The following is a 16,382-nucleotide window of genomic DNA, read 5'->3' as shown; positions in this document are numbered from 1 at the left end:
CAAGCCCGGCCATGACGGTGGGGAGAAAAGATGATGTCATCATCCACTCCCCTGCTCGCGATCCGCTCGCTGCGCGCCGCCTACGGCAAGATCGAGGCACTCAAGGGCGTCGATATCGACATCAATGCCGGTGAGATCGTCGCGCTGATCGGGGCCAACGGCGCCGGCAAGTCGACGCTGATGATGACGATCTTCGGCCGGCCGCGCGCCCGTTCCGGCCGCATCGAATTCGATGGCCAGGACATTACCGGCGTGCCGACGCATGAGATTGCCCGGCTGCGCATCGCGCAATCCCCCGAGGGCCGCCGCATCTTCCCGCGCATGAGTGTGGCCGAGAACCTGCAAATGGGCGCTGACGCGACCGACTCAAGCGAGAGCGACCGGGCAAGCGGGCTGGAACGCGTCTTCGCCCTGTTCCCGCGGCTCAAGGAACGCATGACCCAGCGCGGCGGCACGCTGTCCGGCGGCGAACAGCAGATGCTGGCGATCGGCCGCGCACTGATGAGCCGCCCCCGCCTTTTGATGCTGGACGAGCCCTCGCTCGGGCTCGCGCCGCTGATCGCACGGCAGATTTTCGATGCGATCAGGACGTTGAACCGGCAGGACGGCCTCACCGTCCTGATCGTCGAACAGAACGCCAACCACGCCCTGAAACTGGCCCATCGCGGCTATGTCATGGTCAACGGCCTCATCACGCTGTCCGGAACCGGCAGCGAATTGCTGCAGCGCCCGGAAATCCGCGCTGCCTATCTGGAAGGCGGCCGGCGGGAATAGCGCCGGATGCGTTCCCCGGACGCTGCGCAGCACCGAAAGCGCGTTTACGCGCGTCTTCGACGCACTATGGCGGTGCGCTGCTGATCCGGGGTCCAACTCTGACAGGTCCCGGCTCTGCGGAGCAGCGCTGAAGAAGCGCTGCACCGCGTCCGGGACACGGCAAACTGCGGCAAGATGCTGCGAACGGGCCGTGGATTTGCCCGAAAATTGCCGATGACTTCGCCGTAAAATCAGCCGACAATGGGCGGGATTTTCGTACCCGGCCCGCCGGGTATTTCCCGAAATCGACTGACCTGCGAGGATATCTCATGAAATCACTGAAACTCATCGGCCTGGCATTGGGCGCATCGTTGGCGCTGTCGACAACGGCGCTGGCGCAGGACATCTCCATCGCAGTGGCCGGCCCGATGACGGGCGGCGAATCCGCATTCGGCCGGCAGATGAAGAACGGCGCCGAACAGGCGGTGGCCGACATCAACGCCGCCGGCGGCGTGCTCGGCAAGAAGCTCGCCCTGCAGGTCGGCGACGATGCCTGCGATCCCAAGCAGGCGCGCTCGGTGGCGGAAAAGTTCGCCAGCGCCAAGATCCCGTTCGTCGCCGGTCACTTCTGCTCGTCCTCGTCGATCCCGGCCTCCGAAGCCTATGCCGACGGCAACGTCTTGCAGATCACGCCGGCCTCGACCAACCCGCTGTTCACCGAGCGCAAGCTGTGGAACGTCGCGCGCGTCTGCGGCCGTGACGACCAGCAGGGCCTGGTCGCCGCCGATTACATCGTCAAGAACTACAAGGGCAAGAACATCGCCATCCTCAACGACAAGACCACCTACGGCAAGGGTCTCGCCGACGAGACCAAGAAGGCGCTCAACAAGGCCGGCGTCACCGAGAAGATGTTCGAGTCCTACAACAAGGGCGACAAGGACTTCAACTCGATCGTCTCGCGCCTGAAGCGCGACAACATCGATCTCGTCTTCGTCGGCGGCTACCATCAGGAAGCCGGCCTGATCCTGCGCCAGATGCGCGACCAGGGCCTCAAGACGGTGTTGATGGCGGGTGACGCCATGAACGACAAGGAGTTCGCTTCGATCACCGGCGCCGCCGCTGAAGGCACGCTGTTCACCTTCGGCCCCGACCCGCGCAACAAGGCAACCGCGAAGGCGATCGTCGAGAAGTTCAAGTCCAAGAACATCGATCCGGAAGGCTACACCCTCTACACCTATGCGGCGATGCAGGTGTGGTCGCAGGCGGTGGCGAAGGCCAAGACCACCGACCCGAAAAAGGTGATGGAGACCATCAAGGCCGGCGAATGGGACACCGTGCTCGGCAAGCTCGGCTTTGATGCCAAGGGCGACATCAAGGTGATCGACTACGTCGTCTACAAGTGGGACGCCAAGGGCAACTACGCCGAGATCAATCCGAAGGGTTCCTGACGACGTTCGGATTTATTCCCAGATGAAAAATCGCAAACGCCCCGGCGCGCCGGGGCGTTTTTGTTTCACAGGTTCCAAATAATTTTCCCGCGATTGGAACTTTCAGGTTCCCGACGCATTGAGGAACCCGGGCTGGGTTCCATGTCATTGATTCTCCATACTAACCGTTGTTCCAACTTGATCTGCAAAGGGGCAGCCGGTTCTATGACTGGAATCGCTTCGCCGTTTAATTTTTGAGCGACTGGCGATTGAGGAAACACCATGAGTGACTTTTCTCCCGAAGCATCACCCGCTGTTCGCCGCGTTCCCAAAGGCAAGACCCCCGTCAACGGACAAGCCGATCCCCTACAGGATCTCCTGCACGCGCTGCAGGCGATGCGCGCGGGCGATTTCTCGGTCCGCATGACCGGCGATCACATCGGCATCGAGGGCAAGATCGCCGACACCTTCAACGAAATCGTCGCCGCCAACCAGCGCATGGCGCAGCAGCTCGAGCGCGTCGGCCAGGTGGTGGGGCGCGAAGGCAAGACGCGCCAACGCGTCAAATTCGACCTTTCGAGCGGCTCGTGGGCGGACATGGAAGGCTCCGTCAACACGCTGATCGACGACCTGCTGTGGCCGACCCGCGAAGTCACGCGCGCGGTCGCTGCCGTGGCTCAAGGCGATCTGTTGCAGACCGTGCAGCTCGACGTCGACGGCCGCCCGCTTGGCGGCGAATTCCTGCAGTCGGCCAACATCGTCAACACGATGATCAAGCAGCTCGGCGTATTCACCTCGGAAGTGACGCGCGTGGCGCGCGAGGTCGGCACCGAGGGCAAGCTCGGTGGCCAGGCCCAGGTGCCGGAGGTGACCGGCGTCTGGAAGGACCTCACCGAGAGCGTCAACTCGATGGCCAACAACCTCACCGGCCAGGTCCGCAACATCGCCGAGGTCACCATCGCGGTCGCCAATGGCGACTTGTCGAAAAAGATCACCGTCGACGTCCGCGGCGAGATCCTGCAGCTCAAGGAAGCCATCAACACGATGGTCGACCAGCTCCGCTCCTTCGCTTCCGAAGTGACGCGCGTCGCCCGCGAGGTCGGTACCGACGGCAAGCTCGGCGGCCAGGCGATCGTGCCCGGCGTCGCCGGCACGTGGAAGGATTTGACCGACTCGGTCAACGCGATGTGCGGCAACCTCACCGCGCAGGTCCGCAACATCGCCAACGTCACCACCGCGGTCGCCCGCGGCGACCTTTCGCGCAAGATCACGGTCGACGTGCGCGGCGAGATTCTTGAGCTGAAGGACACCATCAACACGATGGTCGACCAGCTAAACTCGTTCGCCTCGGAAGTGACGCGCGTGGCGCGCGAGGTCGGCACCGAAGGCAAGCTCGGCGGCCAGGCCCAGGTGCCTGGTGTGGCCGGCACCTGGAAGGACCTCACCGACAACGTCAACTTCATGGCCTCCAACCTGACGGCGCAGGTCCGCAATATCGCTGACGTCGCCACCGCCATCGCGGGCGGCGACCTCTCCAAGAAGATCACGGTGAACGTATCGGGCGAAATCCTTCAGCTGAAGGAAACGCTCAATACGATGGTCGACCAGCTCAACGCCTTCGCCGGCGAAGTCACACGCGTGGCGCGCGAGGTCGGCACTGAAGGACGGCTCGGCGGCCAGGCCAACGTGCTCGGCGTCGCCGGCACCTGGAAGGACCTCACCGAGAGCGTCAACTCGATGGCGTCGAACCTGACCGCGCAGGTCCGCAACATCGCCGAGGTGACGACCGCGGTCGCCAATGGCGACTTGTCGAAGAAGATCACGGTGGACGTGCGCGGCGAAATTCTCGAGCTGAAGGACACCATCAACACGATGGTCGACCAGCTCAACGCTTTTGCCGGCGAAGTGACGCGCGTGGCGCGCGAGGTCGGCACCGAAGGCAAGCTCGGCGGCCAGGCCAACGTGCGCGGCGTCGCCGGCACCTGGAAGGATCTCACCGACAACGTCAACTCGATGGCCGGCAACCTCACCGCCCAGGTCCGCAACATCGCCGAAGTCGCGACCGCGGTGGCGAAGGGCGACCTTTCGAAGAAGATCACGGTCAACGTGTCAGGCGAAATCCTTCAGCTGAAGGAAACGCTCAACACGATGGTCGACCAGCTCAACGCCTTCGCCGGCGAAGTGACGCGCGTGGCGCGCGAGGTCGGCACCGACGGCAAGCTCGGCGGCCAGGCCGAAGTGCCCGGCGTCGCCGGCACCTGGAAGGACTTGACGGACTCGGTGAACTCGATGGCCGGCAATCTCACCGCCCAGGTCCGTAACATCGCCGAAGTCGCGACCGCGATTGCCGGCGGCGACCTCTCGCGCAAGATCACCGTCGACGTGCGCGGCGAGATCCTGCAGCTCAAGGAAACGCTGAACACGATGGTCGACCAGCTCAACCGCTTCGCGGGCGAAGTGACCCGCGTGGCGCGCGAGGTCGGCACCGAGGGACGATTGGGCGGTCAGGCCAACGTGCCCGGCGTCGCCGGCACCTGGAAAGACCTCACCGACAACGTCAACTCGATGGCCGGCAACCTCACCGGCCAGGTCCGCAACATCGCCGAAGTCACCACGGCGGTGGCGAAGGGCGACCTGTCGAAGAAGATCACCGTCGACGTCAAGGGCGAAATTCTCGAGCTGAAGAACACCGTCAACACGATGGTCGACCAGCTCAACGCCTTCGCTTCGGAAGTCACCCGCGTGGCGCGCGAGGTCGGCACCGAAGGCAAGCTCGGCGGCCAGGCCCAAGTGCCTGAAGTCGCCGGCACCTGGAAGGACCTCACCGACAACGTCAACTTCATGGCCTCGAACCTGACCGCGCAGGTCCGCAACATCGCCGAGGTCGCGACCGCGATCGCCGGCGGCGACCTCTCCAAGAAGATCACGGTCGACGTCCGCGGCGAAATCCTGCTGCTCAAGGACACCCTCAATACGATGGTCGAGCAGCTCCGCTCCTTCGCCGCCGAAGTGACGCGCGTGGCGCGCGAGGTCGGCACCGAGGGCCGGCTCGGCGGCCAGGCCGTGGTGCCCGGCGTCGGCGGCACCTGGAAAGACCTTACCGACAACGTCAACCTCCTGGCGGCCAACCTCACCACGCAGGTCCGCAACATCGCCGAAGTCACGACCGCCGTGGCGCGCGGCGACCTCTCGCGCAAGATCACGGTCGACGTGAAGGGCGAAATCCTCGAACTGAAGAACACCATCAATACGATGGTCGACCAGCTCAACGCCTTCGCCGGCGAAGTGACGCGCGTGGCGCGCGAAGTCGGCACCGAAGGCAAGCTCGGCGGCCAGGCGCAGGTGCCCGGCGTCGCCGGCACCTGGAAGGACCTCACCGACACCGTCAATTTCATGGCCGCCAACCTGACCGAACAGGTCCGCGGCATCGTCAAGGTGGTGACCGCGGTCGCCAACGGCGATCTGAAGCAGAGCCTGACGGTGAAATCGAAGGGCGAGGTCGCAGCCCTCGCCGACACCATCAACAACATGACCGCCACGCTCGCGACTTTCGCCGATCAGGTCACCAGCGTGGCGCGCGAGGTCGGCGTCGAGGGACGCCTCGGCGGCCAGGCCAACGTGCCCGGTGCTGCCGGCACCTGGAAGGACCTCACCGGCAACGTCAACCTGCTCGCCGCCAACCTGACCTCGCAGGTGCGCTCGATCGCCGAGGTGGCGACCGCCGTGACCAAGGGCGACCTAACCCGCTCGATCCAGGTCGATGCCCGCGGCGAAATGGCCGAACTCAAGGACACCATCAATACGATGATCGGCAATCTTCGCCTGACCACGCAGGTGAATACCGAGCAGGATTGGCTGAAGACCAACCTCGCCCGATTCACCAACATGCTGCAGGGCCTGCGCGACCTCTCCACCGTGGGCCGGCTGCTGTTGACCGAGCTGGCGCCCCTGATCGACGCGCATATGGGCGCGATCTACCAGGTGGAGAACGCCGACAGCCCGCAACTCCGCCTGCTCTCCTCCTATGCCGGCGACGGCGCCCATCCGCATCCGCAAGCCATACAGTTCGGCGAAGGGCTGATCGGCCAGTGCGCCCTCGACAAGCGGCAGCGGCTGGTGTCGAACATCCCCGAAGGCACCGCTCCGATCAACTCGGCCTTGTTCCGCGTCGTCCCGCGGAACATCGTCGTGTTTCCGGTTTTGTTCGAGAACCAGGTGAAGGCCGTGATCGAGCTTTCCTCGATCTCTTCGTTCACCACCTCGCAGCTGACCTTCCTCGAACAATTGACCGACAGCATCGGCATCGTGCTCAACTCGATCGAGGCCACGATGCAGACCGAGGGCCTGCTCAAGCAGTCGCAGCAGCTCGCCGGCGAGCTGCAGACCCAGCAGAAGGAATTGCAGCAGACCAACGAGCAGCTCGAGCAGAAGGCCCAGCAGCTTGCCGAGCGCAACGTCGAGGTCGAGAGAAAGAACCAGGAAATCGAGCAGGCCCGCCGCGCGCTCGAGGAAAAGGCGACCGAGCTCGCGCTGACCTCGAAGTACAAGTCGGAATTCCTCGCCAACATGTCGCACGAGCTGCGTACGCCGCTGAACAGCATCCTGATCCTCGGCCAGCAGCTCACCGAGAATCCGGACGGCAATCTGTCGGCCAAGCAGGTCGAGTTCGCCCGCACTATCCACGGCGCCGGCACCGATCTGCTCAACCTGATCAGCGACATTCTCGACCTGTCGAAGATCGAATCCGGTACCGTGACGGTCGATGCCGAGGAGATCCTGACGTCGAACCTTCTGGAAACCGTCGGGCGGCCGTTCAAGCATGAGGCCGAGAACCGCCACCTCTCGTTCAACATCAGTGTCGACGAAAGCCTGCCGCGCAGCATGGTGACCGACTCCAAGCGGCTGCAGCAGGTGCTGAAGAACCTGTTGTCGAACGCCTTCAAGTTTACCGCGGAGGGCGGCGTCAAGCTGGACGTGTCGTCCGCGGTCGGCGGCTGGAGCGCCGAGCACCCGATCCTCAACCACGCGCCGGCCGTCGTCGCCTTCGAGGTGACCGACACCGGCATCGGCATTCCGCTGGAAAAGCAGAAGCTGATCTTCGAGGCGTTCCAGCAGGCGGATGCCGGCACCAGCCGCAAATACGGCGGCACCGGCCTCGGCCTTGCCATCAGCCGCGAGCTCGCCAGCCTGCTCGGCGGCGAGATCCATCTGCGCAGCGCGCCCGGCAAAGGCTCTACCTTCGTGCTCTATCTGCCGCTGAAATATTCCGGCCCGACCATCGCGCCGCGCACCCCTGCCCCGTCGCCTTTCACGCCGCCTCCGGCACTGCAGGTCGCGGCGACCCAGGAGCGGGTCATCGAGCAATTGCCGGACGACCGCCTCGACCTTGCACCGGGCGATACGATTCTCCTGATCGTCGAGGACGATCCGCATTATGCGCGTGTGCTGATCGATCTGGCGCGCGACAAGGGCTTCAAGGTGCTGGTGGCGAGCCGCGGCGCCGAAGCGCTCGAACTCGCCAAGCAGTTCCAGCCGGCCGCGGTTTCGCTCGACGTATTCCTGCCCGACATGCTGGGCTGGACGGTGCTCAGCCAGCTCAAGCACAATCCGCTGACGCGGCACATTCCGGTGCAGATCATCACGCTCGACGAAGACCGCCAGCACGCGCTGGCGCGCGGCGCGTTCTCCTTCGTCAACAAGCCGACGACGACCGAGGGCGTCAGCGCGGCACTGTCGCAGATCAAGGAATATGCCAAGCCGCGCCGCAAGCGCCTGTTGATCGTGGAGGACAACGCCGCCGAGCAGATGAGCATCACCGAATTGCTCGGTCATGACGACATCGAGATCCTCACCGCCGACACCGGCGCGGACGCGTTGTCGACGCTGCGGAACCAGCCCTGCGACTGCGTCGTGCTGGACCTGCGGCTGCCCGATATGAGCGGTTTTGAGGTGCTCGACAGGCTACGCAACGATGAATCGCTGTCGAATGTGCCGGTCGTGGTGTTCACGGGACGGGAACTCTCGGCCGAGGAAGACGCGGAACTTCACACCATGGCGAGAAGCATCGTGGTGAAGGGCGTGGAGTCGCCGGAACGCCTGCTCGACGAAACGTCGCTGTTTTTGCACCGTGTGATCACGGAATTGCCGGTCGACAAGCAGAGGATGCTCGAAAAGCTCAATAGTTCCGATGAGGATCTTGTTGGCAAGACCGCGCTTCTCGTCGACGACGATGCACGCAACATTTTCGCACTATCGAGCGTTCTCGAACGGCGCGGAATGAAAGTGCTGACCGCGACGACCGGCCATGAGGCCATCGCGCTGGTCGAATCCACCCCAAATGTCGCAATCGTGCTGATGGATATCATGATGCCGCAGATGGACGGATATCAGACCATTGGCGTTATCAGGCAAAACCCCTCCTTTGGCCGCCTGCCGATCATTGCGCTGACCGCCAAGGCGATGAAGGGCGACCGTGAGAAATGCCTCGAGGCCGGCGCTTCGGACTATCTCGCCAAGCCCGTCAATACCGAGCAGTTATTGCTCGCCATACGAATGTGGTTACACCGCTGACGCGGAAGCAGATGATGGACCAAGAGAAGGTAAACATTCTTCTGGTTGACGATCAGCCGGCGAAGCTGCTCGCCTATGAGGTCATCCTGAAGGAGCTCGGCGAGAACCTGGTCAAGGCCTCCTCGGGCCGCGAAGCGCTTGAGTTCCTGCTCAAGAACGATGTGGCCATCATCCTGGTCGACGTCTGCATGCCGGAGCTCGACGGCTTCGAGCTCGCCGCGATGATCCGCGAACATCCCCGCTTCCAGAAGACCGCGATGATCTTCATCTCCGCGATCCAGGTCAGCGATATCGACCGCCTGCGCGGCTATGAGATGGGCGCGGTCGACTACGTTCCGGTGCCGGTCGTGCCGGAGGTGCTGCGCGCCAAGATCAAGGTGTTCGCCGAACTCTATCGCAAGACCCGCCAGCTCGAACGTCTCAACCTCGAACTCGAAGACCGGGTTCGCGCCCGCACCGCCGAGCTGGAGGAATCGCATGCCCGTCTGCTGGAAAGCGAGCAGCGCCGCAGCCTCGCGATTGCCGCCGGCAAGATGGGGTCCTGGGACTGGGACTGGGTCAACGGCGACTTCATGTGGGACGAAGGCCAGTACCAGATCCTCGGCCTCGATCCCGGCAAATTCGAGCTGACGCCGGCCAACATCCAGGCGCTGTTTCACCCCGACGACGTTCAGGAATTGCACGATGCATGGGCGAGCTTCGCCCGCGGCGCCAAATCATACGAAGCCGAATTCCGCATCGTCCGACCCAATGGCGAGGTGCGCTGGTGCGCGGGAACGGCGGCGGCAAGCACCGACAAGGGCGGCCGCGTCATCCGCGTCAGCGGCGTCACCGTCGACATCACCGAGCGCAAGCAGGCCGAGGAGCGGCAAAATCTTTTGGCGCGCGAGGTCGATCATCGCGCCAAGAACGCGCTCGCGCTCGCGCAGTCCATCGTCCGCCTGACGCGCGGCGAGAACGTCAAAACCTACATCCGCTCGGTCGAGGGGCGGATCAACGCGCTGGCACGGGTGCACACTGTGCTGTCGCTGTCGAGCTGGCAGGGCGCCGAGATACGCAAGCTGATCGACGAAGAGCTGGCGCCCTATTCCACCGGCGAGCAGATCGACCTGTCCGGTCCGGAGGTCCGGCTCGAGCCCGCCACGGCCCAGACCATCGCGCTGGCGCTGCACGAGCTCGTCACCAATTCGGCGAAGTATGGCGCGCTGTCGACGCTGTCGGGCCGGCTGGCAGTGAGCTGGGAGGACCAGGCGGACCTGCTCAGGATCACATGGGTGGAAACCGGGGGGCCGCGCGTCGAGAAGCCGATATCACGCGGCTTTGGAACCAGAAGCGTGATCGCCAGCATCGAGTCGCAGCTCGGCGGCCACGCCGAATTCGACTGGCGCCCGGAAGGCCTCGTCTGCCGCCTGTCGGTCCCGCTGTCGCAACGGCGCTTTGCTCCCGAGCCGGTCTCGCTTCGTGATGTTGCGGTGGACGGCAACGGCCTGCGGCGCGCCGAGCGTTAACCTTGCGCCTTGCTCGATGAAAGCCCTTGCACGATCCTGGACGACCTATCCCGCCAACGCCGTGACGGCACCGCCGGACGCGGTTCGCGCTGCTTCGATCGCGTGCATCAGATCCGGCGGAACGGCTTCTGCCTCGCTCAGGTAATATGTAACCTTGGATTGATTCCTGCCGAAGCACAGTTAGCGTAGCATCAAAGGGATGCGATTCCCGCGGGCATCCAAGCTGCCGGCCGGATCTCCGCCCCGTCGAATGCGTTGCTTTGATGCATTTCATAATACTTTTTGTCCAGGCGCGTTCGCTGCCAGTTTGCCGGAGACGACATTGGGTAACGAACGCAACATCTTCCTCTCGACCATGCCCGCGACTCAAGGCGATCGTACGTTCGCCCTCGCCGTGGTCAGCGTCTCCGCTATCCTCTTCGCCTGTGCCGTGCCGTTCGCCGGCGTGCCGCTTACTCCGGTTCCGGCGTTCGTGGCGAGCTACCAGTCCGCGCTCGCCATCAACGACCTGATCACGGCCGTCCTGCTGTTTTCACAATTCGCGATTTCCCGCTCGCGCGGGATGCTGCTGCTCGCGAGCGGATATTTGTTCACCGCCGCTGCGGCGATCGTTCATGCCCTGAGCTTTCCCGGCCTGTTTGCCTCCGGCGGCGCGCTCGGCTCCGGCACGCAGACCACCGTCTGGCTCTACATGATCTGGCACGGCGGATTTCCGGTCCTGGTCCTCATCTATGCGCTGCTCAAGGCAAGGGACGACAAGGCGAAAATGCGCGGCTCGATCAGCGGCGCCATCATCACGAGCGTCATCGCAGTCGCGGCCGCCGTCGCCGTGTTCACCTGGGTCGTCACCGGCAAGCACGACCTGCTGCCGATCCTTTTGAGCGGCGGCCACTATACGCCGGTGATGCTCGCGGTGGTATCGACGGTATGGTGTCTCAGCCTCGCGGCGTTGATCGCTTTGCTGCTGCTGCGGCCGCACTCCGTGCTCGACATCTGGCTGATGGTGGTGATGAGCGCTTGGCTGTTCGACATCGCACTATCGGCAATCCTGAACGTCGCGCGCTTCGATGTCGGTTTCTATCTCGGCCGCATCTATGGCCTGTGCGCCGCGAGTTTCGTGCTCGCTGTGCTGCTGATCGACAATGTCGGCCTGCAGGCCAAGCTCGCCCGCCTCCTCGGAGTGATGCGCCGCGAGGCCGCCTCCGAAAAGGAGCTCCGCACCGAACGCGAAAGCCTCTTCAGCGCGGTCGTGGAATCCTCCAACGACGCAATTATCACCAAATCGCTGGACGGCATCATTACCGGCTGGAACGGCGCGGCCGAACGATTGTTCGGGTATAGCGCAGCGGAGGCCATCGGCAACAGCATCAATATCATCGTCCCGCCTGACCGCCGCGATGAGGTGCGCAATATCATCGAACGGGCCAGCCAGGGCGAGCCGATCGCTCACCGCGAGACTTCGCGCGTGCACAAGGACGGCCACACCATCGAGGTCTCCCTGAGCATCTCGCCGATCCGTGCAGCCTCAGGCAAAATCATCGGCATTTCCAAGACGGCGCGCAACATCACCGAAAGCAAGCGGACACAGCGGGCACTCGACCAGGAAGCCGAAGAGCGGCGGCGCATCTTCGAATCGTCGAACGACCTCATCCTGGTCAGCGATTCCATGGGAAACCTGATCCAGGTCAGCCCGAGCGTCACCGACATCCTGGGCTATCAGCCGTCCGAGATGGTCGGACACAACGCGATTGAATTCATCCATCCCGACGATCTCGAACATACCCGTAAGGAAATGCGAACGGGGCGGCGCGGACGGAGCAAACGCAATTTTGAGACGCGCTATGTCAGCAAGGACGGCAAGGCCGTCGCGCTGAACTGGACCGGGACGTGGTCGGAGCCGGTCCGCCGCCATTTCTTCATCGGCCGCGACCTCACCGAAAAGCAGGCCGCCGAGGCCCAGTTGCGGCACGCGCAGAAGATGGATGCGGTCGGCCAGCTCACCGGCGGCGTCGCGCACGACTTCAACAACATCCTGACCGTGATCACCGGCACCATCGGCATTCTGGAGGAAGCGGTCGCCGACCAGCCCCAGCTCGTCGCTATCACCAGATTGATCGACGAGGCCGCCGAACGCGGCGCCAATCTGACCAAGCATCTGCTGGCATTCGCCCGCAAGCAGCCGCTAAAACCGCTCGAAATCGACGTCAACGCGCTGGTGCTGGAGACGGCGAAACTGTTGCACCCGACGCTTGGCGAGCACGTCGAAATCACGCCGCTGCTTGCCGACGACGCATGGACGGCGCTGGTCGATCCCAACCAGCTCACTACCGCCATCCTCAACCTGGCTATCAATGCGCGCGACGCCATGCCTAACGGCGGCAAGCTTGCGCTCGAGACGAGCAACGTCTTCCTCGACGAAAACTACGCGAGCATACATAGCGAGGTCACGCCCGGCCATTACGTGATGATCGCAGTCAGCGATACAGGCGCCGGCATCCCGGCGGCGCTGCTCGACCGCGTGTTCGAGCCGTTCTTCACGACCAAGGAGGTCGGCCGCGGCACCGGCCTCGGGCTCAGCATGGTGTTCGGCTTCGTCAAGCAGACCGGCGGACACGTCAAGATCTACAGCGAGGAAGGCCACGGCACGTCGGTGAAACTCTATTTGCCGCGGGCCACCGGCCTGCAGCAGACCGACGCGGAGGCTCAGGTCGCCGCCGACCTCCAGGGCGGCAGCGAAACAGTCCTGGTCGTCGAAGACGATGCGCTGGTGCGGCGCTATGTGATCACCCAAATCGAGAGCCTGGGCTACACCACGCTGGAAGCCGCCAATGCTTCCGACGCCCTGCGCATCATCGACGATGTTCCCAGCGTCGATCTCTTGTTCACCGACGTGATCATGCCCGGCGCGATGAACGGCCGCCAGCTGGTCGACGAAGCGCTGAAGCGGCGGCCGAAGCTCAAGACGCTGTACACCTCGGGCTATACCGAGAACGCGATCGTGCACCACGGCCGGCTGGATTCCGGCGTGCTGCTGCTGGCAAAGCCCTATCGCAAGTCAGAACTCGCCAAGATGCTCCGCCTGGCGCTGGCCAGTTGAAGCATCCTCTGCGGCTGATATATCCGTGGGTGCAACGCTAAAGCCACGGACCACGCCTTGAAAAACCTGCTCACCGATATTGCCGGCGTTCGCGTCGGCCACGCCCAGGATACAGCGATCGCCTCCGGCGTCACCGCTGTTCTGTTCGACACGCCCGCCGTCGCATCGATCGACGTGCGCGGCGGCGGGCCCGGCACCCGCGAGGATGCCCTGCTCAAGCCGGAAAGTACCCTTGAGGCGATCGACGGCATCGCCCTTTCCGGCGGCTCGGCCCTCGGCCTCGACGCCGCCGGCGGCGTGCAGGCGTGGCTCGCCGAACAGGGCCGGGGTTTTCAAGTTCGCGGTGCGATTATTCCGATCGTGCCGGGGGCGATCTGCTTCGATCTGCTGAACGGCGGCGACAAGGCGTGGGGCCGCTTCCCGCCCTATCGCGATCTTGCCTATGCGGCGGCGAATGCGGCGGGCGAGGATTTCGCGCTCGGCAGCGTCGGCGCCGGCCTCGGCGCAACCACCGCCAATTTCAAGGGCGGCCTTGGCTCGGCTTCCGCAAAGACCGAAGGCGGCGTCACCGTCGGCGCGCTCGCGGTGGTCAATGCGGTGGGCAGCGTCACCGTCGGCGACGGCCCCTGGTTCTGGGCAGCGCCGTTCGAGCAGGATAACGAGTTCGGTGGGCGCGGACTGCCGCCCGCGTTCACGCCGGACATGCTGCGGGCACGCCTGAAGGGCGGCCCGGCGGTAACGCCTGCAGAGAACACCACGCTGGTGGTCGTGGTCACGGACGCCGTGCTGACGAAAGCGCAGGCCAAGCGGCTGGCGATGATCGCGCATACCGGCATGGCCCGCGCCATCTACCCTGTCCATGCAACGACGGATGGCGACGTGGTATTTGCCGCCGCGACCGGCAAGAAGCCGGTCGATCCGCTGTTCGGCATGACCGAACTCGGCATGGTGGCCGCCAACACGGTGGCACGGGCGATCGCGCGGGGCGTTCACAGTGCGACCGCACTACCCTTTCTGGGTGCGCTACCGGCGTGGAGCGATCGCTTCGGTTAGAGCGTGGTCCGGAAAAGTGGGTACCGGTTTTCCGAAAAGACCATGCTCAAGATTAAAGGTCGCGGTCCGAAGGGATCCCGCCGGGTCTCGTGATCAGGCGCTCATCGAAACCGATGCCGTGGCGGCAGACGAAATCGCCTTGGCTTCGCGCTGGATCATCTGCTCGATGAAATTGTAGGACGACGTCGCTGAAGAGGACGAGTTGCCGGAGGCCGGCGACGTCATCGTCACTTTCGATCCGTCGGCATAGGTCAGCGAGGTCGTCACCGAACCATCGCTATTGGTCACTGTTGTGGTGGTCGCGCCCTGGCGGAGTTGCGCGAGCGGGTCGGAGCCCGCGCCATCGCTGCTGGAAGCTTTGTCGTCCTCGCGATCGTGATGTTTCTTGGCCTTCAGCGCCGACGCCAGTTCCTTGACGCTGACCGAGCCGTCGCCGTCCTGATCGAGCTTGCCGAACACATTGTCGGCGTTCGCAACATTGGTGCCGCCAGCGCCAAGCGCGTCTTCGAATTCCGCCTTGCTGATCTTGCCGTCGCCGTCGCCGTCGATCTGTCCGAACAGGTCCTTCAGCGCGGCGTGGCGGTTCTTCGACGCCGTCCCCGATGCGCCTGCGGACTGGTTTTGCGCGTCGAGCAGCGCGCTCATGGTTTCCGGCGATATCGACGCGCCGCCTTTGCCGGGCGAACCATTGCTTGGGCCCGACGAGATGGGTCCCGAGCCGATCTGCGAGGTGTTCGAGGACAGGAGAACAAACGGGCTTTCTGAGGCCTGGCTGGTGTCAACGGTCTTCTTTGGCGACGTCGACGACGTCAGCGCCTTGAGGGCATCAATCGCCGATGAGGCGGCGCCCAAAGCAAAGAACATGGCGGAACTCCAACAAATGCCGCGGCAAGCGGCCAACAACCCCGTGCGCTTTCCTCAGCAAGCGCCGTGCCATGCAGAAAAACCCAATAAAACCAGTCTTTGCTGCGTTGCGCCCCGCCTGTTCAACCCGGCAATGGTTGCCTGCGGCGGCAGATTTTTCCGCCCACAGGAGAGCTCGGCCCGCCGCATTGCCCCCGGCCCGCCTGCATGTTACGCGGAGCGCTTCCTCCCCTCGAAGAGATTGGGAAAGCGCACATGTCCCAGCAATTTGCGTCGCGTCCCCTGGTCATCGCGCCATCGATCCTGGCGGCGGATTTCGCCAAGCTTGGCGAGGAGGTCCGCGCCGTCGATGCGGCCGGCGCCGACTGGATCCATCTCGACGTGATGGACGGACATTTCGTGCCGAACATTTCCTACGGCCCCGACGTCATCAAGGCGATGCGGCCGCATACGAAGAAGATATTCGATGCGCATCTGATGATCTCGCCCTGCGATCCCTACCTCGAAGCCTTCGCCAAGGCCGGCTGCGACCACATCACCGTTCACGCCGAGGCCGGCCCGCATCTGCATCGCTCGCTGCAGGCGATCCGCGCGCTCGGCAAGAAGGCCGGCGTCTCGCTCAACCCCGGCACGCCGGCGAGCGCCATCGAATACGTCATCGATTTGATCGACCTCGTGCTCGTCATGTCGGTCAATCCCGGCTTTGGCGGCCAGGCCTTCATCAAGTCGGCGCTCGGCAAGGTCAGCGACATCAGGGCGATGACGGCGGGACGTCCGATCGACATCGAGGTCGATGGCGGGGTCGGGCCCGACGTCGCGGGCCAGCTGGCCGCCGCCGGCGCCAACGCGCTGGTCGCGGGCTCGGCGGTGTTCAAGGGCGGCACGTTGGAGGCCTACAAGGCCAATATTTCCGCGATCCGCCATGCGGCGGCGCTGGCGCGCGGCGAAGCAGCTTGATGCGGATGGCCGGTCTCCACCGACCTGGCTCTCGTAGCGGCGCGACCAATAAGAACCCCGCCACGGTCTGCGACATTCTGGAGCGTGCACGCCGCCGAAATGGCGGGCAGGAACCGTAAAGTCCACGCTCTGGCCACAAAGCGTTACGCATCT

General features: G+C 64.1%; 8 protein-coding genes. 7 read left to right on the top strand and 1 reads right to left on the bottom strand.

Annotated elements, in window-relative coordinates; translation table 11 throughout:
- Positions 1 to 33: 33 nt before the first annotated feature.
- The 6 genes from QA643_RS15070 (at position 34) to QA643_RS15045 (ending at position 14,408) form a co-directional block, all read left to right on the top strand.
- Positions 34 to 774 (top strand): ABC transporter ATP-binding protein, encoded by a 741-nt coding sequence (locus tag QA643_RS15070; RefSeq protein ID WP_283033910.1) that lies wholly within the window; start codon positions 34 to 36, stop codon positions 772 to 774.
- 308 nt (positions 775 to 1,082) lie between these two features.
- Positions 1,083 to 2,201, top strand: a complete 1,119-nt coding sequence (locus tag QA643_RS15065) for a branched-chain amino acid ABC transporter substrate-binding protein (protein ID WP_283033909.1) — start codon at positions 1,083 to 1,085, stop codon at positions 2,199 to 2,201.
- 261 nt (positions 2,202 to 2,462) lie between these two features.
- Positions 2,463 to 8,750, top strand: coding sequence for a HAMP domain-containing protein (locus QA643_RS15060; RefSeq protein ID WP_283033908.1), 6,288 nt, complete (start codon positions 2,463 to 2,465; stop codon positions 8,748 to 8,750).
- A gap of 14 nt (positions 8,751 to 8,764) precedes the next feature.
- Entirely contained in the window at positions 8,765 to 10,258 is a 1,494-nt protein-coding gene (locus QA643_RS15055) for an HWE histidine kinase domain-containing protein (protein ID WP_283033907.1), read from the top strand.
- Positions 10,259 to 10,613: 355 nt separating this feature from the next.
- Positions 10,614 to 13,355: a PAS domain S-box protein gene (locus QA643_RS15050; protein WP_283034810.1), complete on the top strand. Its 2,742-nt coding sequence runs from the start codon at positions 10,614 to 10,616 to the stop codon at positions 13,353 to 13,355.
- Positions 13,356 to 13,412: 57 nt separating this feature from the next.
- Complete coding sequence (locus tag QA643_RS15045) at positions 13,413 to 14,408, top strand: P1 family peptidase (protein ID WP_283033906.1); 996 nt, start codon at positions 13,413 to 13,415, stop codon at positions 14,406 to 14,408.
- A 93-nt stretch (positions 14,409 to 14,501) separates the two neighbouring features.
- Here QA643_RS15045 and QA643_RS15040 read toward each other — a convergent pair whose 3' ends face one another.
- On the bottom strand, positions 14,502 to 15,272 hold the full coding sequence (locus QA643_RS15040) for an EF-hand domain-containing protein (protein ID WP_283033905.1): 771 nt from the start codon (positions 15,270 to 15,272) through the stop codon (positions 14,502 to 14,504).
- A 255-nt stretch (positions 15,273 to 15,527) separates the two neighbouring features.
- Between QA643_RS15040 and rpe the strand changes: the two genes are divergently transcribed.
- Positions 15,528 to 16,229 carry a ribulose-phosphate 3-epimerase gene (rpe, locus tag QA643_RS15035; protein ID WP_283033904.1) on the top strand — a complete coding sequence of 234 codons (702 nt, stop codon included), beginning with the start codon at positions 15,528 to 15,530 and terminating at the stop codon, positions 16,227 to 16,229.
- Positions 16,230 to 16,382 lie beyond the last annotated feature (153 nt).

Source organism: Bradyrhizobium sp. CB3481 (assembly GCF_029714305.1).
In the GTDB taxonomy this organism is placed as follows: domain Bacteria; phylum Pseudomonadota; class Alphaproteobacteria; order Rhizobiales; family Xanthobacteraceae; genus Bradyrhizobium.
Note: the sequence above shows the minus strand (reverse complement) of the source record. Positions and strands in the feature narration are given on the sequence as shown.

Excerpts from the sequence above, each read along its gene's own strand:
- QA643_RS15070 (WP_283033910.1), top strand. The coding sequence starts at position 34 with ATGTCATCATCCACTCCCCTGCTCGCGATCCGCTCGCTGCGCGCCGCC.
- QA643_RS15065 (WP_283033909.1), top strand. The coding sequence starts at position 1,083 with ATGAAATCACTGAAACTCATCGGCCTGGCATTGGGCGCATCGTTGGCG.
- QA643_RS15060 (WP_283033908.1), top strand. The coding sequence starts at position 2,463 with ATGAGTGACTTTTCTCCCGAAGCATCACCCGCTGTTCGCCGCGTTCCC.
- QA643_RS15055 (WP_283033907.1), top strand. The coding sequence starts at position 8,765 with ATGGACCAAGAGAAGGTAAACATTCTTCTGGTTGACGATCAGCCGGCG.
- QA643_RS15050 (WP_283034810.1), top strand. The coding sequence starts at position 10,614 with ATGCCCGCGACTCAAGGCGATCGTACGTTCGCCCTCGCCGTGGTCAGC.
- QA643_RS15040 (WP_283033905.1), bottom strand. The coding sequence starts at position 15,272 with ATGTTCTTTGCTTTGGGCGCCGCCTCATCGGCGATTGATGCCCTCAAG.
- rpe (WP_283033904.1), top strand. The coding sequence starts at position 15,528 with ATGTCCCAGCAATTTGCGTCGCGTCCCCTGGTCATCGCGCCATCGATC.